The following is a 23,429-nucleotide window of genomic DNA, read 5'->3' on the forward strand; positions in this document are numbered from 1 at the left end:
GTCGGAAAACGCGCAGGCGGCCCATGGGACTGCTGCGGTTGAGTGACAGGAGTAGGGCTTCACATGGATGTTCGGGATGCGGCGAGCTGGTTTCTCTTAACTTCTTCTGGGATTCGATGTGTCGCGCAGCAGGCGGTCTCCTGCGTCCGCCACCCATGGAGGTCATCGAATGAATCTTCGTCCTTGGGTCGCGGCGTCCCTGGCGGGTGCGGCTATCGCCCTCGTGTCTCCGTCGGTCGGCGTCGCTGCGCAGGCTTCGGCACGGCACGCGTCCGGCTCCCTGTGGCTTCATGAGGGGGACGGCCACCACGGTCACCACAATCCCTGGCGTCACTGCTACAGCCGACGTCGTGTCGTGCTCATCGACAAGGGGCTGAGGGCGATTCTGACCAATGGCCGGCGTGGACCTGAGGCTCTCGTCCTCCAAGGGACCCCGGGATCCTCTTCCTCGTCGCCGACGGCACCGTGGAGCAGCTTTACTGTCTCGACGTATCTGGACGTGAATTACCCCACCCAGACCGCCAACCAGTATGAGTTTGCCATTCACGACTTCTTCAGGGTGCACCCGCTCTTCGTGGTGAAGGCATTCGACCGCCACGAGCGAGCCTTTCCCTTCCCGGCAGCCCACTGCGACGAGGACGACGAGGACGACGGTGAGCGCAGGGACCGGGGGGACCACCGGGACCGCGGGGACCATGCTCGTCCGCATGGTGGTACAACTGCTGATGGGAGTGGCTCGTCCGGCTACCCGTCGCCCCAGAAGGGGGACCAGCATCAAAACGGCCAGGGTGAGCCGAAGGCTCTCGCCCCCGGGGGCGCCATTCCGCCTGTTCCGCGTGATACAGCGGCTGCCGGCTGGAGCACCTGCCTTGTGAGTGCTACCCACATCCTGATCGCGGGCGGCGCTTTGCTGATGATCCTAGGAATGCTGGCTTTGGCCTGGCTCCGCCGACGTCGTTCTGCCCCGTGACGCCCGGCCGGAAGAGGAACCGGCAGTACTTTTGGTCCCTGGTTCTTCTCCCCTCGGCAGCACCTGCGGTTCGACCGCCACCGGCAGGTGCGCACCGCCGCTGTTGCCGGTCGCGGGAAGTCTCGGCCGGACTGGTCAAGAAGAACTGCTGCTTCCGGCGGTGGCTGAAGTATCAGGGACTGGAAATATCCCAGGGACTCGATGTGGCTGACGGACTGGATGTGTCCGAGGGACTCGATGTGGCTGACGGACTGGATGTGTCCGAGGGACTCGGGCGGGGGTCGTGGGGGCAGATCCAATAAGGGCTTTTGATTCCGAAGCTCAGGCCCCACTCCTTGTCGCAGCCACCCCAGTAGGTCCCCACCCAGCCGCAGTAGGGGCCGCCGTAGCTGTAACAGGGGGGCGCCCATGCCTGCGGGCCCGGATTTGTGACGGGCGGCTGGGGGGATTCGGCTTCGCTCTCCGAGATGCGGGGGGCGCTGACCGTGCGGACTTGCGTGGCATCGGAACTCCGGGGCATCCAGTCCGTGAAGAAGTGGGACAGGCCGATGGCTGAGGCGGAAGCCGCCACCGTTGCAGCAGCGAGAGCGCAGCGGATCAGGCGCATGACTGTTCCTCTCGGCTTTGTGGTCTGTGGCAGGTGTGGACGAACTCTGTGCACGGGCGCCGACGCCGTGAGCGCTGGACCTGAACGTATGGTTTGGAGTTCCCCTCAACAACCAGCGAACTGCGAGTCAGGCGGCCTTGCTCCGGTTTATTCACTCGAAGGGCCTCGCCTCGATCTCCTGTAATCGGGCACCGATTCCTTTCGTTCGGATCACCCGGTTGGACCAGAGGAAGATGCCCCGCAGCAGTCGCGCCGCCCCGAAGGGGCGGAGCGCCGTGCCGGTGGCTTCGCGGCCTGTGCCCCGTTGGACGGGCCTCCCAGTACCGGCACGGAGGCCGCTCCAGGTCCGGTCCGGAGGGCGGAGGCGTGTCAGCGGGTGCGGCGCAGGACGGCCCAGCTGCCCCAGCCGGCTTCGGCTTCGACGGCCTGCCACCGGCCGGGCAGGGCTGCTGTGACGTCATCGGCCGGCAGGTACAGCGGTCCATCGCTGCCGAGTTGGTTGATCCACAGCAGTACACCGTCCGACGTCAGGACGCGGGCGGTCTCGTCGGGGAACAGCAGCATGTCGATCGCGGCGATGACGGGGACGGAGGCGTCAGGCAGCGGCAGGGCGCCCGCGTCGGCCTGGACGCGCAACGGTGAGCGGCCGTGGGCCTGCTGCAGCGTGGCGGTCACAGGAGCACTCCAGCATGACCGTGATGTCCGGCGGATCGCCCCGGGGGGCGGAATGAGCTCTCCACCTGCGGGTGGAGAGGCGACGCTCACTGGTGGCCGCCATGGGGGTCCATAGGGACATTCGCGGTGGCCTGGTCGGGGATCGGGCCGAGGCCGCCGAAGTTGATGTCTCCCTTTTGACTCGCATCCTTTCATCTCAGGATGCAATGCGACATTCATCACGTATTGGAATTGTTAAGCAAGGCCTCACGCGTCCTTTATCGTGGTCCGATACCAGGCACAAACATGGATGTATTGGTCATCTCCCATGAGAGTGGGGCATCAGCGGCCGGGCGATGGGGCCCGCCGCGTGACCGATCCCCGGAGCGCTCGGAGGTACCGGTAACCCCTGGGCGCTGACGCGCAGGGACGCGGATCTCCAGCGGACCCTGACTGCGGACGCCGCCGTGCCATCGACCGGCAGCACTCCTGCGCTCGGCCCTGCCTGTGCATCGACGTGACCAGTACCAACACCGATTCCGGCACCGAATGGTGCCGACGGAGGTAAATCTGTGGCATCGGCCAGAATCAAAGGGATGACGGCAGCCGCCATCACGGCGACGATCGCGGGGGCCGTGCTCACGGCGTGCGGGCCGCACGCAGGCGGGCACATAGCCCAGAGCCCACCCAGCAGCGCCACTCCCCCGGCGAAGCCCGCCTCTCCCGGGCCGCACCCGCCCTCCCGGGCGCCGTCGACCTCGTCCGCTTCCCCGTCCGCGCCGGCATCCGGCCGCGCCGCAGGAGGAAAGCCGTCCGGCCGCAACGGAGGCTCCGCCGCAGTGCCGTCCGGGCCTGCCTCGCAGCCCGGCTCGGCGCATGCCTTCGGGCAGCTGCCGAGCGCCCCGACGGGCTCCGACGTAGTGGTCGGCCACGGGGTGGAGGGCGGCGGCAAGTCCGTGGCGCTCACCTTCGACGACGGCCCGGACCCGCGGTGGACCCCGCAGGTGCTGGCGCTCCTCGCCCAGCACCACGCAAAGGCCACCTTCTGCGAGATCGGGCCGCTCGCCCAGAGGTACCCGTACCTGACCAGTGCGATCGTCGCGGATGGGGACCGGCTGTGCGACCATTCGGTCCATCACGACGAGCAGCAGAGCCGTAAGCCGGTCGAGTACAACATCCGCGAGATCGTCGAGGCCAAGCGCGACATAACCAACGCGGCGGGCAACGGTGCGAAGCTGATGTACTACCGGGCACCCGGCGGCGACTGGAGCCGGACGATCCGGGCGATAGCCGGCGCCAACCACCTGCAGCCGCTCGGCTGGAGCGACGACGCCAACGACTGGCGGCGCCCGGGTGTGGACGGCATCCTGCGCAACATCAACCAGGACTTGCGACCCGGCACGATCATCCTGATGCACGATGGCGGCGGTGACCGCTCACAGACGGTGCAGGCCCTCGCCCACCTCCTCGACCAGCTGGACGCTCAGGGCTACAGCTACGGCTTCCCCGCCTGAGACGCCCGCCCGGCCGGCTGTCCGGGCGGTGAGGGTGCTCAGGATGGTCGTGCTGTCGCCGCCGCCTCCCGTGCGGATCAGAAGTTGCCGGGGCGGCGTCCAGGAAAGAGTGCGCGCCGGCGTTGAGGGCCTTCCGGGAGGTCGCGTTCACGGGCCCGCGATCGCGACCTCCCGACCAGTGCTCACCGTTCCGGCCCGCGCTGCGATGCGGGCCCGTCGACGGAAGTCGGCCACCGCGCGGTTCAGCCGAGGGACTGCAGCAGTTCGTTGCAGGCCTGCTCGCACGAGCGGCAGGCTTCGGCGCAGATGCGGCAGTGGTCGTGCTGGTCAGCATGGGAGGCGCACTCGTCGGCGCAGGCTTTGCACGCCGTGGCGCAGGCGGTGAGGATTGCGCGGGTGATGTTGGCGTCGTAGCCCGTGTGGCGGGACAGGACGGCGGCGGTGGCGTTGCAGATGTCGGCGCAGTCCATGTCGGTACGGATGCACTTGGTCAGCTCGCCGACCATGCCTTCGGACAGGCAGGCGTCCGCGCACGCCGTACACGCCTGGGCACAGGCGATGCACTCCTCGATGCAGCGGGTGAGCTTGTCGCGGTCGACGTCGCCCAGATCGGCCGGGTAGGTGGCGAGCATGTCCTTCACGCTGGTGGTCACGGTGATGCCTCCTTCTTCGGGGCGCCGGAGGTGGCACACCGGGCCGGCCGTGCCTGCTCAACCCTCGACCCTTGTCGACTCACCCACCTCAACCACGTCAAACAGGGCCGGCCCGGTCCATGGGGTCCGGGCCGGGCGGGAACGCTGCCGAGGCCCCTGGGTTCCAGGTGCCGCCGGCGAATCCGTCTTCCCTTCGGCGGCTGGTTGCCGTCCCGCTGAGCAGGACGCGTAAAGCACCCGACAGTGCCCCACCGGAGGTGGGCTACGGGACGTCTCGTGGTCAGGCGGCGATGGTGGCCAGTCCGGCGATGCCTATGAGATAGATGACCACCGCGGCGATGCTGTCGACGCCCATGCGGGCGTACTGACGGCGTGGTCGGAAGATCAACCCCGCCATGTACACCACCGTGAGGATGATCCCGAGCGCGGTGAGGTAGATGTCGGTGTCGTGCGCGGCCGGCAGGACCGGTTTGCCGGAGATGACGGTGGCGAGCAGGAACAGCACGGGCAAGAAGGCGTTGCCGCCGAAGATGTCGCTGACGGCGAGCTGGTAGTCGCCCAGCTTCGTGGAGGTCAGGCCGGTGCTGACCTCGGGCAGGGAAGTGGCCGCCGCCAGCACGGTCGCGCCGAACAGCACGCCGCTCAGGCCCTGCCGGGCGAAGAACTCCTCACCGCTGCGCTCGATCACGACACCGGCCACGAGCGTGGCCAGTGCGGACACGCCGAACACCAGCCCGGCGCGTGCGGTGCTCACGCCCTTGTCGCTGGCGGCCTTCTCCTTCTTGCCTTTGGAGTGGCCGCGCGGTTCGGGCTGGCTGTCCGGGGCGTCGCCACCTTCCAGCCACGGCAGACCCCGGCCGGCCCGGTTCAGCAGAACCAGGCCGATCACCCACAGGACGGCGATGGCCACCGAAGCGGGAGCCAGGCGGGCGGCGTGCAGGTTCGGGGACAGCTGCGTGCCCATCACCACCACGGCCAGGACGACCACCACCATGGCCCCCTCGAGGACCAGCTGCAAGCTGGCCGCCAGGCGGGTCAGCGGGGCGCGCGGACGAACCCCGGCCGCGTCCAGGACCGCGAGGACGATGGTCTGGATGGCTATGCCGCCGAGGATGTTGCCGACCGCGACGTCGAGCTGGCCGGCCATCGCCGCACTCACGGTGATCGCGATCTCGGGAAGGTTCGTCGCGATCGCCAGCAGGATCAGACCGCCCAGCGCGCTGCCGAGGTGAAGCCGTTCAGCGAGCACATCGGTGGTGTCCGACAGCTTGATACCCGCAATCCAGATGACAGCCGCACTGGCCACGAACAACACCAGCAACAATGACGAACCCAAAGATCCCATGCCGTTGGGGTTACCCGCCGATCCAGGACAGAACCAGCGGACCGCGCCGCGCACGACACGGCCTCGCGGCCCAGCCCCCGTCAACGACTCCGGACAATGCCGCGGCATCGGGGCAGCACCGAGCCCGGCGATTGGGCGAACGGCGGGGCCGCCGTGTGATCCAACGGGCAACGAGATCTGCGTCGTCGCCGAACGTGCCCGCCACTGTCGCCCGTGGGTGTGAACTGTCAAGGAAGGGAAGAAACTCCGCGGGAGTCGCGAGAGCGGGGAGGCGCTGTGGCGAGCGAGGTTTCGGACAGATTCCAGTACTGCATCACGCACACCTACGTCACGCGGCACGTCGGTGACAGCACACAGACGGCGACGCTGGTCAGCGCGGGGGTGGGCAGCCTGGACCGGTTCGCCGATCGGCCGAGCGAGACGAGCGAGTTCTGCCTGCACTGCGAGGCGCGGCTGCGGGTCGTGCTCCGGTCCACGGCCGACGTACGGCGGCGTCGGCGTACGCACCGGCTGCTGTGGCCGGTGTGGGCCCTGCTTGCCGTGTTGAGCGGCTGGGGCCTCGTGCACGTGCTCCGCACCGGTGACGGCCTGGGGTACGACGACCTCTTCGGCTTGTTCTTCACCGCGGCCGCGACCGTCCTGCTCGGGTACAGCACCCTGCGCAGCCTGATCCTGACTCGGGGCTTCCACACGCCGGAGGTGACCAGGACGGACGATCGGGAGCCATATGGGGTTCGCCACGGCTGGACCACGCCCCGACAGACGGACGCCGAGGATCGCAGGTCATGAGCCAGCCGACCATGTGCCTGATCGCGCTGCGGGTGGCCTGCGCGGTGTATCCCGTGCTGGGCGTGCTGTGGATCCGCAACCGGGCCGACCGGGCAGCGGCCACGGGGCTGGACGCGGTACACATCGACCCGTCCCACGCGGCTTGCGAAGCTGCCTCGAACCGTTCGACGAACGCATCGCGTTCCCATCCCAGTTGGCCACAGCAGCTTGACGACTAGGCATCGTGAGATGTCTCGGTGCGCGGGAGGCCGTCCCCGCCTGCTCAGCGATGACGAGGAGGACTTCGTTATCCAGACGGACACGACCCGCCCACGCAAGCACCATCGCAGAAACCGACCCGGCGGAAGTCCGCCTCGACCGACCGCGCACCGCTGAGCACCGCGGCCCAGCTCGTCACCCGGCCGGGCCGCGGTCAGATGATCCACCTCGCCCGCCACCGAGACCACCGTCCGGCTGCCCAGCGTGGTACCGGCCACGCGCAACCACTCGCCGGACCGCTCATCCGGTTGCCATCCACGCCGTCAGCGTCTCGGCCGGCCATCCGAAAGTCAAAGGCTCCTTTCGGGCACAGACCGGTGCCTGGCGCTGGTCCTCGCACACGGGGCCAACGGTGATCTCACCTGCTCCCGTCACTTCCTCGGCGGGCGAGCTCGGAGAAGCCGGTGGGTGCTGGCGTCCGTGGATCGCGGGGGTGAGGCTGGAGGCGAGCAACAACATACTGACGTGCCGATTATCACGCCCGGCCCCGTCTGTCCGTCTGTCTGTCTGTCTGTCTGACCGTGCGGTCACGATGATCGGCAGTCGAGCAGGCGATCTACCGGCTGGGAGAGAAGGCCACCGACGAGGGCACCGTCACCGCTGCGTCAGTGCGGCGCGGCCCAGTCCTCGCCAGAAAGCGAAAAAAGAGCGAGCGAGGGGCTGGAGGCAGCAATGGCGATGCTCGCACTTCTTCTGCTTGTCACCGCGATGATCTTGGTATTGGTCGGCACGCTCGTGCTCTTCATCGGCGCCCTCCTGGCCCTGGTGGCCGTAGTCCTGGCCGCCGTCGGCGGATTCCTGATCTTCATGGGCATGGCCATGCTCGCAGCAGGGACCCTGCTCCTGATCCGACGAGCGCTGAGGCGGATGCGTAGGCGGGACGAAAGGCATTAGGCGAACGTCCCGGCACGCACCGATGTCCAGCGCCGAGGTTGCTGCGCTGTCAGTGGTATGCACGCTCGGCGACCGGGGTACGCGCAGGACGATCAAACCGTATCCGAACGGCCGAGAGACAACGAAAGAGCCACATGGTCTTCCCGCTTAGGAAGCAGGCGGCAGACGAGCGGGGCACAGGTGAGCACGCCGTGCTGTGCTACAGCACGGCCTGGGCCCGTGGCGCCGCCCGCGCTGCGGACGCGCGTCAGGCACTGCGCGCCTTCCTTGCCCACGCCCCGCATTCCGGCCGCGCCGCGGCGCCCGAATCTGTCGTCCTGGACGCCGAGCTTGTCGTCAGCGAGCTGATAGCGAACGCCGTCCGGCACGCCCCCGGACCCTGCGGACTGGTCCTGCAGCTCTCCGATGACGAGCTGACGATCACCGTGTGGGACACCTCCGCCGAAGAACCGGTTTTCCGGAGGCACGATCGGCAGCGCGTCGGCGGCCACGGACTGCACCTGGTACGCGCGGCCAGCAGCAAAGTGAGCGTCCTACCCCGCGCTCCGGGAAAGCAGATCACAGCCCATCTGCGCCTTGCCGAGAACGACAGCCGCATTGCCATCGACCGGACTGTCCTGCCCGCATCCCTGGCGGACAGCACACCCCAGAGGGACTGACCCAGAAGCTCACCGCCCATGCCGATCAGCGGGTCCTGGCAGCGCCACAATCAGCGAACGAACCGTGGGCCGGTGGCTGGCTCGCCCGGGCACCAAACATCGCCGGTTCCTCGACCCGAACGGGTCCAGCAACCGGCGCCCGCCGGGACGCATCGTGGCCCAGCATGTTGGTCGCCGCGTATGGGCGAGCCGATTTCACGCCGAGCAGGTACCTCCGCCGAGTGCCACGTCCGCAGGACGCGAGGGAACGGCGAGCGCGGGTGCCTTGTCAGCGGATGAGGTCAAAGACGTTCTTCTGCAGGCCGTTGGCGTAGGCCTCGTGCTCGACCGGCTTCAGCTTCTGGGTGTCCTTCTCCGTTTGCGCTGAACAGGCGCTTGCCCGCGCCGAGCAGGAGGGGGAAGACGAGCAGGTGGTGACGGTCGATCAGGTCGGCGTCGGCAAGGCCGTGGCGTCAGGCACATGAAGGAAGGCCGCCAGGTGCCGTCGAACGGATCAGCGCCGCATCCGCCGTCGGACGCTTCTCCCGCGCCGCCACCAGCCGGTCGCGTTCGGCCGGCGGCACCGGACTCCGGGTGGTGATCGTGGCCGCCGTAGTGCAGGCCCACCACGGGTGGATCGACGTGACCAGTCGCCCCCGCAACACGACCTTCCCGTGCGCCTGCCACAAACGGAGTCTGAGCAGCTGTTGCCCGGCAGGACTCCCGAGAATGCCGGGCCGAGACCGCCGACGGGCGGCTCGGGGATTCCGCACCGGTCGCGTCACCGCGCCGGGGTGGGCATGCTGGTGTGAGGCCGAGTGCCGAGCTCGCCGCAACGGGAGGGGATCCACAGCGCCCTCATCGCGCGATCCCCGGGTCCCCTGATGCCGTGGGCCCACAGCCAAGTGACAGCATCAATGTCAGGAGCGACACCCATGACAGCACGTACCCGAGCGCGCGGAGGCCGCCGCTCAGCAGCCCTGCGCACCGCAGTGCCGGTGGTCACCATGCTGCTGGCCGCGGTCGCCTGCGGCGCACCGGCCTCACAGGTGCGCCCGGGGAACTCAGCCCGGTCCGCCACCACCAGCCATGGCGCCGAAACCCCCGGCGGCGGGCGTTCAGTGCCCGGCAGCGGCACCGCCGCCGATACCGCCTCGGCGGCACCCGCCGCCTCCTGCACCGACCAGATCTTCTCCGGCATGACCACGGCTCAACGTGTCGGGCAGCTCTTCATGGGCGGGATCTCCGCGGCCCGTCCCGACCAGGCCCAGTTGCGTGTCCTGCGCGACAACCACGTCGGGTCCATCATGCTGACCGGGCGCGGCAGCGCCGGTGTCAAGGCGACCAGAAGCCTGGTGGACGGTCTCCAGCGGCAGGCGGACCAGGTCGCCGGGCGGCGGGTCGGGATCCTGGTCGCCACCGACCAGGAAGGCGGCAACGTGCAGGTACTGAGCGGTCCCGGCTTCGCGGCCATACCCAACGCGCTGACCCAGGGAAGCTGGTCGACCGCAACCCTGCGGACCCGGGCCGCCCAGTGGGCCGGTCAGCTCAAGGCCGCCGGAGTCGGCCTCAACCTGGCCCCCGTCGCCGATGTCGTCCCGGCCGGCCTGGGTACCCGCAACGGCCCGATCGGCCACTACTTCCGTGAGTACGGCCACACCCCGGACACGGTGGCCTCACACAGCGGCGCCTTCGCCGCCGGCTTCGCTCAGGCGGGTGTGATGACCACCCTCAAGCACTTTCCCGGGCTGGGTCAGGTGCTCGGGAACACCGACACCACGGCCAACGTCGTGGACTCGGTGACAACTGCTTCCAGCGCCAGTCTCACGCCCTTCCGGACCGGGATCAGGGCCGGTTCACCGTTCGTGATGGTCTCCCTGGCCAAATACACCAAAATCGACTCCACGCATTTGGCGGCCTTCTCGCCGACGGTCATCGGCCGGCTGCTGCGCACCCAACTGGGCTTCAAAGGCGTGGTCATCTCCGACGACCTCGGGCAAGCGGTCGCCGTGCGGTCGTACACGCCGGCGCAGCGGGCGCTGAACTTCCTTACGGCGGGCGGGAACATGATCCTGACGGTGCAGCCGAGCACCATACCGGCCATGACACAGGCAGTCCTGACCAGGATGCAGCAGAACGCCTCCTTCCGGGCCCAGGTGAACGACAGCGTGCACCGGATCCTCACCGCCAAACTCAACTCCGGCCTGCTCGCCTGTCGCTGAGCGAAGCATTCTTGCGAAGGCCGCAAACCAGCGCACACCGAAGCACGTCGATGCAGAGCTGGGCCAGATCCTCGGCGCTTCCAGGATCTGGTCGAGCATGACCCCGGAGGTAATCGCCCCCCGCGTGGGCCTGCGGAACCATCAAGGGCGTACCACTCGCCCAACGTCCGGATTCCGGGAGGCCTGCCATGCCGTACTTCACCAGCCCTGTCGACGGAGCCCGCCTTCACTACACGGACTACGGACCGGCCGACGGCCCGGTGGCCGTCTTCGTCTCCAGCGCCTACCTCGGTTCCGAGATGTGGGAGGACCAGACGCTGCCGCTCGCCACGGAAGGCCGTCGCTGCGTCGCGCTGGACCGGCGTGGGCACGGACGCTCTGACGATGTGTGGGGCGGCTATGACCTCGACTCGCTCGCCGACGATCTGTACGGCCTGCTCGACCACCTGGACCTGCGCGCGGCGACTGTGATCGGACACTCGGTCGGCAGTGCCGAGATCGTGCGTTGTCTGGCGCGACACGGCACCGACCGGGTGGCCCGCATCGCGCTCGTCGCCGGCATCACCCCGGGCGTGTCCCGCTCGGCCGGCAACCCGGACGGCTGGGACCCGGCGGTCATGCGGGCCGGCAACGCCGCCTACCTGCGGGACCGGGCGGCATTCTTCAACGACCCCGATGCGCTGCGCGACTTCTTCGCTCTCCAACTGCCCGGCAACGATGTGTCCTCCGCCCACATCCGCTACCTGTCCGACCGCTGCCTCGTCTCCACCGCCCGCGCCTTCAGCGCCCTCCAGGAGACGGTGGTCACCGTGGACGTCGCCCCGGAACTGGCCGAGCTCGACCTGCCGGTCCTCGTCCTGCACGGCACGCACGACGTCTCGGCACCCCTGGACATCACTGGCCGCCGCGCCGCGGCCCTCGCCCCCCGCGCCACACTCAAGGTCTACCAGGACGCCGGTCACGGCCTGTTCGCCACGCACGCCGACCAACTCACCGCCGATCTGCGGGAATTCATGTGGTGCGGGTGACGTGAGGCTGGTTGAGCGACAGGGGGTGCGGCGCCGCCCACGTCTCAAGCCGAGAGTGCCGGTTCCTGCCCCTCCGGGCCATACGCGCACGCGGCCGCCAACTCGTCCAGAGACACATGCAGCGCAGCGGCCAGGGCCGCGACGGTGAAGAAGGCGGGGGTCGGGGCCCGGCCGGTCTCGATCTTGCGCAGGGTCTCTGCGGAAACCCCCGCCGCGGCCGCCACCTCCGTCATGCTCCGGCTGCCGCGCGCTCGACGCAGCAGCGCGCCGAACCGCTCGCCGCGTTCCCGTTCCCACGGTGTCAGAGGAGTCCTCACCATGACCGTGATACTAATACCGGTATAAGTATTGGGTCTACTCGAGGCGGGGAGTCGCAGCACATGGTGGAGATCAAGACCGATGCCGCATTGGACGCGATGCGGGAAGCCGGACGTGTGGTGGCCCGCGCCCTGGCAGCGGTCCGAGAAGCAGCCGGCGTGGGAGTGTCCCTGCAAGAACTGGACGAAGCGGCCCGGTCTGTTCTGGCCGAGGCCGGAGCCGGCTCCCCGTTCCTCGGATACCGGCCGTCCTTCGCCCCGGTCGCTTTCCCGGCCGTGATCTGCACGTCCGTCAACGACGCCGTCTCACACGGCATCCCCACCGGTTACCGGCTGCGCGACGGCGACCTGGTGAGCATCGACTGCGGCGCCCAGCTCGACGGCTGGACGGGCGACGCGGCCATCACCTTCCCCGTCGGAACGCCACGCCCCGGCGACCTCGATCTGATCGACGCCACCCGGCAAGCCCTCGACGCCGGAATTGCCGCCGCCCAGGTGGGCAGTCGCATCGGCGACATCTCCCACGCCATCGACACCGTCGCCCGCAAGGCGGGCTGCGGCATGCCCGCCGACTTCGGCGGCCACGGCATCGGCCGCCGCATGCACGAAGACCCCCATGTTCCCAACCGCGGCCGCCCCGGCCGTGGCTTCCCCCTCCGCCACGGCCTGGTCCTCGCCATCGAACCCATGCTCATGGCCGGCGGGCAGAACACCTACCGCACCGATGTCGACGGCTGGACCCTGCGCACCACCGACGGCAGCAGGGCCGCCCACATCGAGCACACCGTCGCCATCACCGACCAGGGCCCCCGCGTTCTGACCCTGCCCTGACGTCCTCCGGACACTGCCGGATCCGGGACCGGCTGCCGACGCCGCATGGCACGCGACGTCGATGACCCGCCCTCGCACGCGTCAGGCAGGTGCAGATAGGTCCGGTGAGCTGACCAAGTCGCGGTGCCCAACAGCGTCCCAGCGTTCATCGGTGAACTCTTCGCCCCGCAGCCGGCGCGGGCAGGGCGCCGGGCCTCACACTCGGCCTTCCGCTGCTCGGGACCTGCGAACGCGCTGGTCCCGCGTGCGTGAAGGCGACCAGGACTGCTGCGCCACACCTGTTGCGATCATTACGGTGCTCATCCATAGCCACTGAGCTGCGAGCGTTCCATCGAGAGTCCACCTCGGGATCCGCGATCACCGTGTCACCGACCCCCATGCGCGACGCGCGTGGCCGAACCCCAGCCCGGCTGCAGGCCACGTGCTGCAGAACGCCAGGTGACGCAGTAGCCTCTCTGCTTGGCTGCAGTCGGAAGGACGGGGGAACGAGCCTTGGCACAGACAGCGGGTCCAGCCGACCGGGATGATCGGGCCATGGGCGGAATCCTGGTACGCGACGTGGTCCGTGACGTCGTGGCCGATGCAGCTTCGCATGAACTGCCCCTGCTCGAGGGTCTCCTCGTGTTCGACGATGCGACCGTCGTGCGACGGTTGGGGCGGCGGGCCCGGGCTGAAGAGCCGTTGGGTTTCGGACTGGGAGAGGTCGCTGCGCTTGTCACCCCCGTGGTATGGCTCGTGCTGGACGAAGCGGCCCGCCGCCTGGCCGGGGCCGCAGTCGACGGTACCGGCAGGATGATCAAAGCCAGGCTGAGCAGGCTTGTGCGCAGACCTGTCGAGCCCGTAGTTCTACCTCCCTTGACACGTGATCAGCTCTTGGAGGTTCGTCGGGGCGTACTGGAATCGGCTAGGCGCAACGAGATCGATGACAGTCTGGCCACTGCGCTCGCGGACGCCGTCGTGGCGCGGCTCGCGCTGACCGATCCCTCGCGACCCGCCGATGTCCACCGAACAGACAGCGATGGCAGCACCGGACGGTCAGTCGGCGGAAGCGAAGACAGCGGCCCTGAACCGCACACTGCGCGAGCCTAGCCCGGAAAGACCGATGACCAGCCAGACCCTCCCGGCACGGATCGATCACCGTGTACTGGGCTCGGGTACGACAATGCGCTTCGTCCTGCTGCTGCTTCTGGTGCTGACCAGTGGTCTTGGCATGTCCCTGGCCGTCCTGCAGGGACTTCTCCTCACGAACGACGGTCTCGGCTGCGCTTACGCCGCAGGGTTCGACGCGAACAGCGGTGCATACCTCGGCAACCTGAGGGCCCTCGTCTCCCAGGAGGCCGCATACGACGCGTGCCGCGCCCGGTACGCTCCCGGCCTGCCGTGGTGGTCGGCACTCGCTTGGACCGCCCTTCTCCTGGTGGTCGCCGCCGTGCTCTTCTGGAGCCTGCCCGCCTGGAAAGCACGGGCCGGCCGGGTAGTCCCGCTGGAGGTGATCGACCCCGCGGGAGACCTGCGTGCGGAACTGGCGAATTTGGCGGCGACAGCGGGGCTCGACTGCGTACCTAGAGTCGTGGTCGACCCGTCAGCGGCGACGACCAGCGCAGCCGCCTTCGGCCGCATCAACCGCTTCACGATTTGCCTGCACGGCGGCCTGATCACCGGCAGATCCACCAACCCGCAGGGGTTCCGCGCCGTCGTTCTCCACGAACTCGCGCACATCCGCAACGGTGACATCGGCATCACATACGCGACCGTCGCCTTGTGGCGTGCGTTCCTCTGCATCATCCTGCTGCCGTACGCTGCTTGGCACATCCGGATCTTCTGGGAGCCGTCGGACTTCTGGCAGGGAGGCCTGCCGATCGTTCTCCGCAACGTGCTCACGGCATGCTTCATGGTCGCCCTTGTCCATCTGGCGCGCGCCGATGTTCTGCGTAGCCGGGAGGTGCACGCAGACCTGGACGCGGTGGAGTGGGGCGCGGACACCGGCAGCTGGAGCCGCCAGGCCACAGGCGCGGCCAGTCAGCGCGGCGGTCGCAGCCGCGTGATGAGTCGGCTGCGTGGGCTGTGGCGCACCCACCCGAACTGGGAGGAGCGTCTGGCATCCATCGCAGACCCTGCCCCGCTCTTCGAAGTCCGGGCGTTGCCGATGTTCCTGACCGGATCCGCTGTTGCGCTCCTGGAGTGGCAGGTGGTCCTCTACGTGAGCGACTCGTTCTCCCTGACGGAGTCGCTCGTCCGGGCAACGGCATGCCTGAGCGCCGGACTGGTCACCGGTATCGCCGGTGTCGCCGTCTGGCGCTCGGTCGCCCACGCGGCCCTCACCGGCCGTCCCATGCCCTCGGGAGCGCTTCCCGGCGTGTGGCTGGGCGCAGGCTTCATCTGCGGTCAGTTGATGACCAGTCGCCTGACGCTGAACCATTGGTTGCCTGCCTGGTCATGGGTTCTCCCGCTGCAGCTTGCCGCTCTGGCCACCGTGGTGTGGTGGACATGCCATTGTGCTCAGATATGGGTCAAAGCCTGGCGATCGACTGCCGTCCGGCCGGCAATGCTCATGGTGCTCGCGGGAAGCTGGATCGTGTTCACCGCGGTGTTCTACTGGTGGCAGCACTACGGAGACCTGTACGCGAACGGCTGGCCTTTCTCCCGCCACGCGATGGAACACTGGCTGCAGCAGTCCTTCCCCGGATCAGCCGGCGCCCGCGACAGTGAGCTGTCTGTGATCGCCGTGGTATGGCCCGCGCTCACCACGCTCGACTCCGGTCCGTTTTGTCTGTGGGCCGTGCAGATTCTCTGGCTCCTCCCTCTCCTAGCCTGGATCGTTGGATCTGCGCCACGGACACGACGCCCGACGACCAATTCCGCCGACGCCGACCAGGCACCGGAGCCGGATGCCGGAACACCTCGCGAACTGCCTCGGACGCTGGTCGCCGCCGCAGCTGGTGGACTGCTGTGCTGGATCGCCCTTGCGGTCGTGATGGCGCACATGCATTCCATGCGGCGGGTCATCAACTGGCACGAAAGCGGCTACCGCGTCGCCTACACGCTGTGGGACATCGTCGCCTTGGCCGTTGTGCCGGCTGCCGCCGCAGCCGTGGCGGCTGCGCGAACCCGCGGCCCCCGAATCCTTGTGGCCCTCGTCACGAGCGGCTGCGCCATGCTGGTCGGTGCGCTGGGAAAGTTCCTCCTCGCAGCGTCGGACGGGTGCGTCGAGCCGTTGAACGTACTGGCGTCGTCCTGCGGCTGGTGGCCCGGTCCCGCCTGGTCAGAGATCGTCCTCCTGGTGCGGCGCGCCACAGTGACAGGCCTGCTCGTAACGGTCGTGGTAGCGGTGACGATCGCGGCGGCGTCCCGCTGGCACAGGCAGCAGGGATCCCCCGCCCCGGAAGCGGCTCCCGCAATCCCAACCAGTGTCCTGCGCCCGTGGCGGATCGGCGCTGCCGTCCTCTGCGTACTGGCCGTCGGACTCGCCGTTGCGACGACCGCGGGAGTGCCGTCGCGCGCTTCGGCGAACGACGCCGTCGCCCTGACAGTGGGCCGGTCCCTTCCCTCCGGCGGCTCCTCGGCAGTCTCCCCGAAGACTCGCCGCCTACAACTGCTGGCCTGGGCCAGGTACGGCGGCTCCGATCTGATGAACAGCTTGAACTCGGGAACCAGAGACCTTGCGGCTGCCCTCGACGAGGCCGCGAAGTCCAACGCGACGTCGATCAAGACGTCCCGCTTCCACGCCCTTTGCTCGCGCATCGCCGAAACCGCCGAGCGCGCCGGCACTTACTTCCGTGTTCCGGACCCGCAAGGACAGAAACTGTGGTTGAAGGCGATGGCAGGAGAGAAGAAGGCGACCGCCGACTGTCTGCAGTCTCTGCGGGACGGCAACGCGACACTGTTTTACACATCGATGAGTGAGGCCACGGCTGCCGACAACAGCATCAGCTCCGTGCTGAACTGGATGAACTCGGTCCTTGCTGCCGACAAGCACTCGGTGCCGCAAGCTCAGTAGGCGTTCCCTCGACACCGGACATCACGGCCATCACCTGCACCAGCCAACAGGCGTCAGCGGATCGTAACCAGTGCAGTGATCCAGCTTCCTGACACATCAACGCATCCTTTAAGGCCTCGCCGCTGGGCTGTTCGGGCGAAGAGCTCGATCAGCTGCGAGGCCGCACTGCCCGGCTGGGGCACCCTCGTATGTGATCAAGGGCCCTCGTACCGTCCAGACAAGTTCAGGAGATCCAAATGTTCGCCGAACAAGGCAGGGTCGTACCTCGTCGCTGGGTGCCTGCCGCCGCGGTGGCGGCGGTGGTCGGGGCTGTCGGCCTGGTCGGAGCGGCTCCTGCGGCAGCCGCCGCCGAAACGCAGGTGGACTGCAACGGCAATCCCGGCGCCCTGCAGCCCGCCATCACCGCGGCTTCGCCCGGAGACGTCCTGCGAGTGATCGGGACCTGCACCGGCCCCTTCACGATCGACAAGCATCTGACGTTGCAGGGCATCGGTCAGGCGACGCTCGACGGCCATCAGGCAGCCTCCACTGTGACGGTTCGCGGCGGCGCCCAAGTCCGCTTCGACCACCTGACCATCACCAACGGCCGAGCTGCACTCCTCGGCGGCGGCATCGACAACCAGGGCACATTGACGGTGAGCCGCTCAACCGTCAGAAACAACACAGCGCCATCAGGCGCCGGCGGCGGCATCCACAACCAAGGCACGCTGACGATCAGCGACTCAACCGTGAGGGGCAATTACTCACTCGGCGCCGGCGGCGGCATCAACAACAACGGCTCGCTCACCGTGCGCGACTCCGACGTGTTCGGCAACTCCGCAGACAACGGCGGCGGCATCTTCAACTTCCTGGCCGGCGACACGGCTACGATCACCGGCTCCGCGGTGCACGGCAACATCGCGAGAGCAAGCAGCGGCGGCGGCATCGACAACAGCCAGGGCACCGTGACGCTCTCCGACTCCGTGGTGTACGCGAACACCGCCCCTCATGGCGGCGGCATCGAGAATGAAGCAGGCACCCTGCGGCTGATCGGCTCGACCGTGAGGGACAACACGGCGCCGAACCAGGGTGGTGGCATCTACAACGGCGGCGCGCTGACACTGACCCGCTCCACGGTGGTGCGCAACACCGCAGGCAGCGGCCCCGGCAGCGGCGGCGGTATCTACACCGTGCGCGGAACCGCCACCCTCGACCGTTCCGAGGTTAGTGGCAACGCCCCGGACAACTGCGGTCCCTCAGGCGCTGTTCCGGGGTGCACCGGCTGAGCTGCGCGCCCACAGCAGTTGGTCGCCGGGTGCCGGCTGGTTCCATGCGCCCACTGCACATGAAACCAGCCGGCCCGGGCGTGACCGGCCTGTTCGACGCCTGGCAGCGGGCGGGGCCCGCGCTATGGCCCGCGGCCACCACACGATCTCCAGCAGTCCACACAACCCCCGATGATCACGCGGCGGCCGTCCCCCTTGCCGGCCCGGCTGTCAACTTGGTTGTGGAGTCGAGCTCGCGTGGCTCAGGCGGTGAAGCCGCCGTCGACGAGGATCGAGGCTCCCGTGATGTACCTGCCGTCCGCACTCGCCAGGTGGGCGACGGTGGCCGCGATCTCGGCCGCTTCCGCAAAGCGGCCCACAGCGGTGAAGCCGGCGATCACCTCGGCGTTCGGCCCGTCGGCGGGGTTGGCGTCCGTATCGGTGGGGCCCGGGTGCACCAGATTGACGGTGACTCCACGCGGGCCCAGTTCTCGCGCCAAACCCTTGGTCATCCCGATGAGAGCCGTCTTGCTCATCGAGTACAGCGCCAGTCCGGGGAACACCGCACGTTCGGCGACATTGCTGCCGATGCTGATGATACGGCCGCCCTGGCCCATGTGACGCGCTGCCGCCTGGGACGCGGCGAACGGTGCCCGGACGTTCACCGCCAGGGTGCGCTCGATCTCTGCCGGTCCCAAGTCCTCAAGTGGGCCGACGAGGAAGACGCCGGCGTTGTTGACCAGGATGTCAAGTCTGCCGAACATCGCGGCCGCCTCGTCCACCGCGGCGGTGAGTGCCTCAGGTACCGCGCTGTCGGCCTGGATGGCCAGTGCCCGGCGCCCGCCGGCCTTGATCTGCTCTACCACCTCGGCGGCGCGTTCCGCTCTGTTGTGAAAGGTCAGGGCGACATCGGCGCCTTCTTCGGCCAGTCGTAACGCGACAGCGGCACCGATGCCCCGGCTTCCGCCCGTGATCAAGGCCACGTTTCCTTCAAGTCGTTTCATGGCGTCGAGCATCGCGGACCCCACCGTCGGACTCTGGCGGGAAACCGACCTGGCGTTCGGCCTGCTAGGGCGGCACCTGGCCGAGCTGCGCGGCCACGATCAACCGGCCGGTTGGGCGCAGCACCCGGTGGAACTCGGCCGCGTTGCGCGGGGCGAACACGGTCAGCACGACATCGGCCGCCCCGTCGGCCAGCGGGAGGGGACGGAAGACGTCCCAGGCCACCGCGGCTGCTCGTTCGTGGGCTCGGGCTGCCGCGCGCAGTGCGCGCACTGATGTGTCCAGGCCCAGACCACGGGCGCCGGGCAGCTGGTCGAGTGCGCCGGCCAGGTAGTAGCCCGTGCCGCACCCCACGTCCACAACCGTGGCCTGCTCAGACACGGCGTCGGCCGCCAGGTGGGCCCCGACTTGGCGGATGGGCGCGTAGGCGCCGGTGGACAGGAATCGCCCCCGGGCCTGGACCATGGCCGCGTCGTCGCCACTGGTGGCGCGGGTGCCCGTCAGGAGGCCGGCATAGCCGTGGCGGGCGATGTCGAAGGTGTGGCCCACCGGGCAGCGCAGTGCGCCGTGGTCGGGATGCAGGCGGCGCGTGCGGCACGTTGGGCAGCGCAGCAGATCGAGCGAGAGTTCGAGGGCAGGGGGCAGCGACACGGGCACGAGGCACTCCTGGCAAGGGGGAAGGGAAGAGACCATGCCTGCACGCGCGCTCGGAGCCTTATTGCCTCAGGGAGGAACGGGCAGCGTCGGGAACGTGGTTCACGCAGCAGGCACACCAAGAAGGGCGATGCCGTCCGGCATCGCCCTCAACGCCTTCCGATCACAGGAAGCAGCAGTGCGGGGTGCTCATGAATGCCACACCATGAGTCTACCGGCATCGGCGAAACCCCTCATGCTCCGCCGAAGTTGAGCGACACACCAGGCCGTCGTCACGCGAAGTGACTACAGGGCCACGACGGTCTGCCGCCCGCGCGCGTCCAGGCCGGACGTCGACGTCCTCGGCCGTAAGCCTGGCGGTCGGTTTCACCCACGTCGACGCCTGGATACGCCACCGCCCCGCCGATCTCCGCCGTGGGACTTGCGTGCGCCAGCCACTGCCTGCGCCGGCCCACCTGCGGCACATGGGCGTCGTCCGCGTGACGCCTGGGGGGCTGGGGGGGTGGGGGGTTGGGGGCGAAGGTCCTACGGGCTGCGCCTGACGGTCGATGCTTCGGACGGCCACCCGAAGACCGGAGCGTGCGACGACCGGCGAGCGACGCGGTGTGGCAGGTCAGCCGCGTGCGAATTCGAGGAGGTCGGCGTTGAACCGATCCGCGAACTCGGGAACCATCGACAAGCCGTGCGGAGCACCCGCGTAGACCTTGAAGGTAGCGTCCGCAACAAGCCTTGCCGATTTATTCGCGGATGCCACGATGGGAACGATCTGGTCATCGTCGCCGTGAATGATCAGCGTGGGGATGTCGAACTTCTTGAGGTCCTCGGTGAGGTCGGTCTCGGAGAACGCCTTGATGCAGTCGTGGGCTCCCTTGATGCCCACCGTCATGCTCCAGAGCCAGAACTCGTCACGGGTCCCCTGAGAAACGGTCGATCCCTCGCGGTTGGCGCCGTAGAACGGAGCGCTGAGGTCCTTGTAGAACTGGGAACGGTCCGTCAGCACGCCTTTACGGATCTCGTCGAACACGTCGATCGGCAGCCCCTCCGGGTTCGCTTCCGTCTTGAGCATCAACGGGGGGATCGCGCCGAGCAGAACCGCCTTGGTGACACGACTCGAGCCGTGTCGGCCGATATAGCGCGTGACCTCTCCCCCGCCGGTCGAGTGACCGACCAGGATGGCGTCACGAAGGTCGAGAGCCTCGATGACCGAGGCGAGATCTTCAGCGTACGTGTCGAGGTCGTTCCCCTGCCAGGGCTGGCCCGAGCGTCCACCCCCGCGCCGGTCGTGGGCCACGGCCCGGAAGCCGTTGTCCGCCATCAGCTTCAGCTGCGCATCCCACGCGTCCGCGATCAGTGGCCAGCCGTGGGAAAAGACGACCGGCGGACCCGATCCCCAGTCCTTGAAGTAGATCTGCGTGCCGTCATTTGCAGTGGCAAAGGCCATGATTGCCTCGCTAGCGCTTGTCCCGGAACTCCGCACCGCATGCGAATTCAGTGCCCGAGCCGCACTTGGAATGTCACGACCAGCAGCGGACGCGCATCGGGGCCGACGGAGACGCGGGAGGCGGAAGGCGGCAGATGAGCACGTCGTGTTTCCTACGTTACTCGGATAGCCCCCCTTGGGCGCGTCGGGCAGGCCACAGCGCTCTGCCGTGGAGGGCCCTGCACATGCGCGGCATAGTTGCAGTATGTCCCCTGATGGTTCTGCGAGATCCTCAGCTGGAGAGCGGGCTGTGGACCCGGTTGACGTCCTGGCAGTGCTCGGTGCCGACATGACGGTCTCCGTGTGGACCGGGGCCGCCGAGCGCCTGTGGGGCTATTCGGCCGACCAAGTGCTCCATGGTCCCGCCGAGGGGCTGCTGGTCTCGGGCGCCCCTGAAGTTCCCCGCGTCTTTGCCGGCAGCCCCTGGTCAGGGCGGGTGCGGATACGCCGCCGCGACGGCCATGAGGCAACCGTGGATCTGCGGGTCACTCCTCTGGACGCTGACGGCGGCGCGGGGTGGCTCGTATGGGGGCCGAACACATTTGGCCGGCCAGGCCTGGATCCGGGTGCGGTGGATGCGCTCTTTCACCGCTCGCCGATCAGTCTGGCCATCTGGGACCGGGAATTGCGCTGTGTCTGGTTCAACGAGAGCGTTCACGACCAGGACATCTACAGCACCGAGCGGGAGCTGGGCGGCTATGTCACCGACGTGGTCCGTGCTCGTCATCCAGAATTTCTGGAATGCGCTATGGCGTACGTCCTGTCCAACGGCGTGCCGCTCCTCGGGCATGAACTGTGTCCGGCCGATCCTCGGGCTCACGACCGTTACTACAGTGTCGCCTTGATCCGTCTCGATGGACCGGACGGTCGACCACTGGGCGTCTGTTCTGTGGCTGTGCAGATCGGCTCCGGGCAGAAAGGCGGACGACTTCGTCTGCTCAATGAAGCGAAAAGCCGCATCGGCACGGATCTGGATCCGTTGGTCACCAGCCAGAGGCTGGCGGAGACAGCGGTACCGAACCTCGCCGACTACGCCACCATCGACCTCGTCGAGGCCGTGCCGCTGGACAAGGAGCCGTTGAGACGCCTCAAGCCCACCGATACGAGCATCCCTGGCTTCTACCGCGCAGGCGCCGCTTCCATTCACGACGATCTTCGCGAGTCTCTCTGGGCGCGCGGAACGCCGGTCTACGTTCCGCCTGCGTCCCCTTTCACCACCGTGCTCAAGAATCGTAGGTCCTACTTCGAGCCCGTTCTCGACGCCTCCCCCGGCACCTGGCTCGAGAGCGACCCGGATCGGGCGCAGGTCATTCACCGGACCGGAATGCATTCCCTCATGATCGTCCCCCTGCAGGCCCGCGGTGCGATGCTCGGCATCGCCGTCTTCGTGCGCAGCCAGAATCCGGTCCCGTTCAGCAGGGCGGACCTTGCTCTCGCCGAGGAACTCGCGGCCCGGGCCGCACTGATCATCGACAACGCCCTGCGATACACGCGGGAGCGAACGACCGCGCTTGCGATACAACGCGACCTGATGCCGCACCACTTGTCGGGCGGCAGCACAGTCGAGGTGGCCAGCCGCTATCTGCCCGCGGACACGTATGGCGGCGTCGGCGGCGACTGGTTCGACGTCATACAACTGTCTGATGGCCGCGTCGCCTTGGTCGTCGGAGACGTCGTCGGTCACGGCATCAACGCAGCCGTGACCATGGGACGCCTGCGCGCCACGACCCGTGCGCTCAGCAAGTTGGAAGTGCGGCCCGACGAATTGCTACGTCTCATGGATGACCTCACCGTCGACATCGCCCGTGACCGTTTCGACGAAGGCACCTCCACACCATCGGCTATCGGAGCCACCTGCCTCTACGGCGTGTACGACCCGAAATCTCAGCGGTGCACCATGTCCTGTGCCGGCCATCCTCCACCCGCGATCATCGCCCCGGACGGATCGGTCGACTTCGCCGAGGTACCTCCTGGTGCACCCATCGGGGTGGGACTGGGCTCCTTCGAATCGATTGAGGTCGAGCTACCGGACAGCAGCGTGATAGGGCTGTACAGCGACGGTCTGGTCGAGATGGACCATGACCTCGACCGGGGACTGCAGCGGCTGCGCACCGCTCTCGCCGTCCCCGTTTCCAGTCTGGACGACCTTTGCGCATCGGTCGTCGACACCCTGGCCCCCAACGGACCGGTGGACGACGACATCGCCCTCCTTCTGGCCCGCACCCACTCCGCGGCTGACTAGTAGGACTCCGTTACGTCTGTCTGCGTGCCGTGTTCAGGGGCATGAGGACTGTGTGGACGCACATGAAGTCAATCGTGTTCGGGCGACGTT

At 68.1% G+C, this 23,429-nt stretch carries 19 protein-coding genes and 2 pseudogenes; 13 read left to right on the forward strand and 8 right to left on the reverse strand.

What is annotated here, in order from left to right:
- Positions 1 to 355 precede the first annotated feature (355 nt).
- On the forward strand, positions 356 to 970 hold the full coding sequence (locus tag ACZ7L1_RS34190; RefSeq protein ID WP_471442891.1) for an MYXO-CTERM sorting domain-containing protein: 615 nt from the start codon (positions 356 to 358) through the stop codon (positions 968 to 970).
- 976 nt (positions 971 to 1,946) lie between these two features.
- Here ACZ7L1_RS34190 and ACZ7L1_RS34195 read toward each other — a convergent pair.
- Positions 1,947 to 2,252 carry a hypothetical protein gene (locus ACZ7L1_RS34195; protein WP_471442893.1) on the reverse strand — a complete coding sequence of 102 codons (306 nt, stop codon included), beginning with the start codon at positions 2,250 to 2,252 and terminating at the stop codon, positions 1,947 to 1,949.
- Between the two features lie 575 nt (positions 2,253 to 2,827).
- On the opposite strand from ACZ7L1_RS34195, the gene ACZ7L1_RS34200 reads away from it, so the two are divergent.
- Entirely contained in the window at positions 2,828 to 3,745 is a 918-nt protein-coding gene (locus tag ACZ7L1_RS34200; protein ID WP_471442895.1) for a polysaccharide deacetylase family protein, read from the forward strand.
- 242 nt (positions 3,746 to 3,987) lie between these two features.
- On the opposite strand, the gene ACZ7L1_RS34205 is transcribed toward ACZ7L1_RS34200, so the two are convergent.
- A complete protein-coding gene (locus tag ACZ7L1_RS34205) occupies positions 3,988 to 4,398 on the reverse strand; it encodes a four-helix bundle copper-binding protein (protein WP_471442897.1) in 411 nt (136 codons plus the stop codon).
- A gap of 280 nt (positions 4,399 to 4,678) precedes the next feature.
- On the reverse strand, positions 4,679 to 5,851 hold the full coding sequence (locus ACZ7L1_RS34210) for a sodium:calcium antiporter (RefSeq protein WP_471442900.1): 1,173 nt from the start codon (positions 5,849 to 5,851) through the stop codon (positions 4,679 to 4,681).
- A gap of 168 nt (positions 5,852 to 6,019) precedes the next feature.
- On the opposite strand from ACZ7L1_RS34210, the gene ACZ7L1_RS34215 reads away from it, so the two are divergent.
- From ACZ7L1_RS34215 to ACZ7L1_RS34230, 4 genes are all read left to right on the forward strand, one after another.
- The gene (locus tag ACZ7L1_RS34215) at positions 6,020 to 6,532 is read left to right on the forward strand and encodes a hypothetical protein (protein ID WP_471442902.1); all 513 of its coding nucleotides are present in this window, start codon (positions 6,020 to 6,022) and stop codon (positions 6,530 to 6,532) included.
- Positions 6,529 to 6,750 carry a hypothetical protein gene (locus ACZ7L1_RS34220; protein WP_471442904.1) on the forward strand — a complete coding sequence of 74 codons (222 nt, stop codon included), beginning with the start codon at positions 6,529 to 6,531 and terminating at the stop codon, positions 6,748 to 6,750. Before ACZ7L1_RS34215 ends, ACZ7L1_RS34220 begins: the two co-directional genes overlap by 4 nt.
- Positions 6,751 to 7,468: 718 nt before the next feature.
- Entirely contained in the window at positions 7,469 to 7,684 is a 216-nt protein-coding gene (locus ACZ7L1_RS34225; protein WP_471442906.1) for a hypothetical protein, read from the forward strand.
- A gap of 134 nt (positions 7,685 to 7,818) precedes the next feature.
- Positions 7,819 to 8,343 carry an ATP-binding protein gene (locus ACZ7L1_RS34230; RefSeq protein ID WP_471442908.1) on the forward strand — a complete coding sequence of 175 codons (525 nt, stop codon included), beginning with the start codon at positions 7,819 to 7,821 and terminating at the stop codon, positions 8,341 to 8,343.
- 268 nt (positions 8,344 to 8,611) lie between these two features.
- On the opposite strand, the pseudogene ACZ7L1_RS34235 reads toward ACZ7L1_RS34230, so the two are convergent.
- Positions 8,612 to 8,786: pseudogene (locus tag ACZ7L1_RS34235) on the reverse strand (dihydrofolate reductase family protein); the annotation flags it as partial.
- 471 nt (positions 8,787 to 9,257) lie between these two features.
- On the opposite strand from ACZ7L1_RS34235, the gene ACZ7L1_RS34240 reads away from it, so the two are divergent.
- Positions 9,258 to 10,544 (forward strand): glycoside hydrolase family 3 N-terminal domain-containing protein, encoded by a 1,287-nt coding sequence (locus ACZ7L1_RS34240; RefSeq protein ID WP_471442909.1) that lies wholly within the window; start codon positions 9,258 to 9,260, stop codon positions 10,542 to 10,544.
- 188 nt (positions 10,545 to 10,732) lie between these two features.
- Positions 10,733 to 11,572, forward strand: coding sequence for an alpha/beta fold hydrolase (locus tag ACZ7L1_RS34245; RefSeq protein ID WP_471442911.1), 840 nt, complete (start codon positions 10,733 to 10,735; stop codon positions 11,570 to 11,572).
- Positions 11,573 to 11,616: 44 nt separating this feature from the next.
- Here ACZ7L1_RS34245 and ACZ7L1_RS34250 read toward each other — a convergent pair whose 3' ends face one another.
- Entirely contained in the window at positions 11,617 to 11,892 is a 276-nt protein-coding gene (locus ACZ7L1_RS34250; protein ID WP_471442913.1) for a helix-turn-helix domain-containing protein, read from the reverse strand.
- A gap of 60 nt (positions 11,893 to 11,952) precedes the next feature.
- Between ACZ7L1_RS34250 and map the strand changes: the two genes are divergently transcribed.
- The 4 genes from map to ACZ7L1_RS34270 all read left to right on the forward strand — a co-directional run bounded on the left by map (position 11,953) and on the right by ACZ7L1_RS34270 (position 17,982).
- On the forward strand, positions 11,953 to 12,720 hold the full coding sequence (map, locus tag ACZ7L1_RS34255; RefSeq protein ID WP_471442915.1) for a type I methionyl aminopeptidase: 768 nt from the start codon (positions 11,953 to 11,955) through the stop codon (positions 12,718 to 12,720).
- A 534-nt stretch (positions 12,721 to 13,254) separates the two neighbouring features.
- A complete protein-coding gene (locus ACZ7L1_RS34260) occupies positions 13,255 to 13,809 on the forward strand; it encodes a hypothetical protein (RefSeq protein WP_471442917.1) in 555 nt (184 codons plus the stop codon).
- Between the two features lie 13 nt (positions 13,810 to 13,822).
- The gene (locus ACZ7L1_RS34265; RefSeq protein ID WP_471442919.1) at positions 13,823 to 16,717 is read left to right on the forward strand and encodes a M48 family metalloprotease; all 2,895 of its coding nucleotides are present in this window, start codon (positions 13,823 to 13,825) and stop codon (positions 16,715 to 16,717) included.
- 275 nt (positions 16,718 to 16,992) lie between these two features.
- Positions 16,993 to 17,982, forward strand: a complete 990-nt coding sequence (locus ACZ7L1_RS34270; protein WP_471442921.1) for a hypothetical protein — start codon at positions 16,993 to 16,995, stop codon at positions 17,980 to 17,982.
- 242 nt (positions 17,983 to 18,224) lie between these two features.
- On the opposite strand, the gene ACZ7L1_RS34275 is transcribed toward ACZ7L1_RS34270, so the two are convergent.
- The 3 genes and pseudogenes from ACZ7L1_RS34275 to ACZ7L1_RS34285 all read right to left on the reverse strand — a co-directional run bounded on the left by ACZ7L1_RS34275 (position 18,225) and on the right by ACZ7L1_RS34285 (position 21,058).
- On the reverse strand, positions 18,225 to 18,977 hold the full coding sequence (locus ACZ7L1_RS34275) for an SDR family NAD(P)-dependent oxidoreductase (protein ID WP_471442923.1): 753 nt from the start codon (positions 18,975 to 18,977) through the stop codon (positions 18,225 to 18,227).
- Between the two features lie 64 nt (positions 18,978 to 19,041).
- Positions 19,042 to 19,620 (reverse strand): annotated as a pseudogene (locus tag ACZ7L1_RS34280) (methyltransferase domain-containing protein); the annotation flags it as partial.
- 610 nt (positions 19,621 to 20,230) lie between these two features.
- Entirely contained in the window at positions 20,231 to 21,058 is an 828-nt protein-coding gene (locus tag ACZ7L1_RS34285) for an alpha/beta fold hydrolase (RefSeq protein WP_471442925.1), read from the reverse strand.
- Between the two features lie 289 nt (positions 21,059 to 21,347).
- Between ACZ7L1_RS34285 and ACZ7L1_RS34290 the strand changes: the two genes are divergently transcribed.
- The gene (locus ACZ7L1_RS34290) at positions 21,348 to 23,339 is read left to right on the forward strand and encodes a SpoIIE family protein phosphatase (protein ID WP_471442927.1); all 1,992 of its coding nucleotides are present in this window, start codon (positions 21,348 to 21,350) and stop codon (positions 23,337 to 23,339) included.
- Positions 23,340 to 23,429: the final 90 nt, after the last annotated feature.

Source organism: Streptomyces sp. NPDC107546 (assembly GCF_055639175.1).

What these genes read in the sequence shown, in the direction of transcription:
- ACZ7L1_RS34250 (WP_471442913.1), bottom strand. Translation starts at nt 11,892, where the DNA reads ATGGTGAGGACTCCTCTGACACCGTGGGAACGGGAACGCGGCGAGCGG.
- map (WP_471442915.1), top strand. Translation starts at nt 11,953, where the DNA reads ATGGTGGAGATCAAGACCGATGCCGCATTGGACGCGATGCGGGAAGCC.
- ACZ7L1_RS34230 (WP_471442908.1), top strand. Translation starts at nt 7,819, where the DNA reads ATGGTCTTCCCGCTTAGGAAGCAGGCGGCAGACGAGCGGGGCACAGGT.
- ACZ7L1_RS34210 (WP_471442900.1), bottom strand. Translation starts at nt 5,851, where the DNA reads ATGCCGCGGCATTGTCCGGAGTCGTTGACGGGGGCTGGGCCGCGAGGC.
- ACZ7L1_RS34240 (WP_471442909.1), top strand. Translation starts at nt 9,258, where the DNA reads ATGACAGCACGTACCCGAGCGCGCGGAGGCCGCCGCTCAGCAGCCCTG.
- ACZ7L1_RS34245 (WP_471442911.1), top strand. Translation starts at nt 10,733, where the DNA reads ATGCCGTACTTCACCAGCCCTGTCGACGGAGCCCGCCTTCACTACACG.
- ACZ7L1_RS34220 (WP_471442904.1), top strand. Translation starts at nt 6,529, where the DNA reads ATGAGCCAGCCGACCATGTGCCTGATCGCGCTGCGGGTGGCCTGCGCG.
- ACZ7L1_RS34265 (WP_471442919.1), top strand. Translation starts at nt 13,823, where the DNA reads ATGACCAGCCAGACCCTCCCGGCACGGATCGATCACCGTGTACTGGGC.
- ACZ7L1_RS34275 (WP_471442923.1), bottom strand. Translation starts at nt 18,977, where the DNA reads ATGCTCGACGCCATGAAACGACTTGAAGGAAACGTGGCCTTGATCACG.
- ACZ7L1_RS34260 (WP_471442917.1), top strand. Translation starts at nt 13,255, where the DNA reads ATGGGCGGAATCCTGGTACGCGACGTGGTCCGTGACGTCGTGGCCGAT.
- ACZ7L1_RS34285 (WP_471442925.1), bottom strand. Translation starts at nt 21,058, where the DNA reads ATGGCCTTTGCCACTGCAAATGACGGCACGCAGATCTACTTCAAGGAC.
- ACZ7L1_RS34200 (WP_471442895.1), top strand. Translation starts at nt 2,828, where the DNA reads ATGACGGCAGCCGCCATCACGGCGACGATCGCGGGGGCCGTGCTCACG.
- ACZ7L1_RS34225 (WP_471442906.1), top strand. Translation starts at nt 7,469, where the DNA reads ATGCTCGCACTTCTTCTGCTTGTCACCGCGATGATCTTGGTATTGGTC.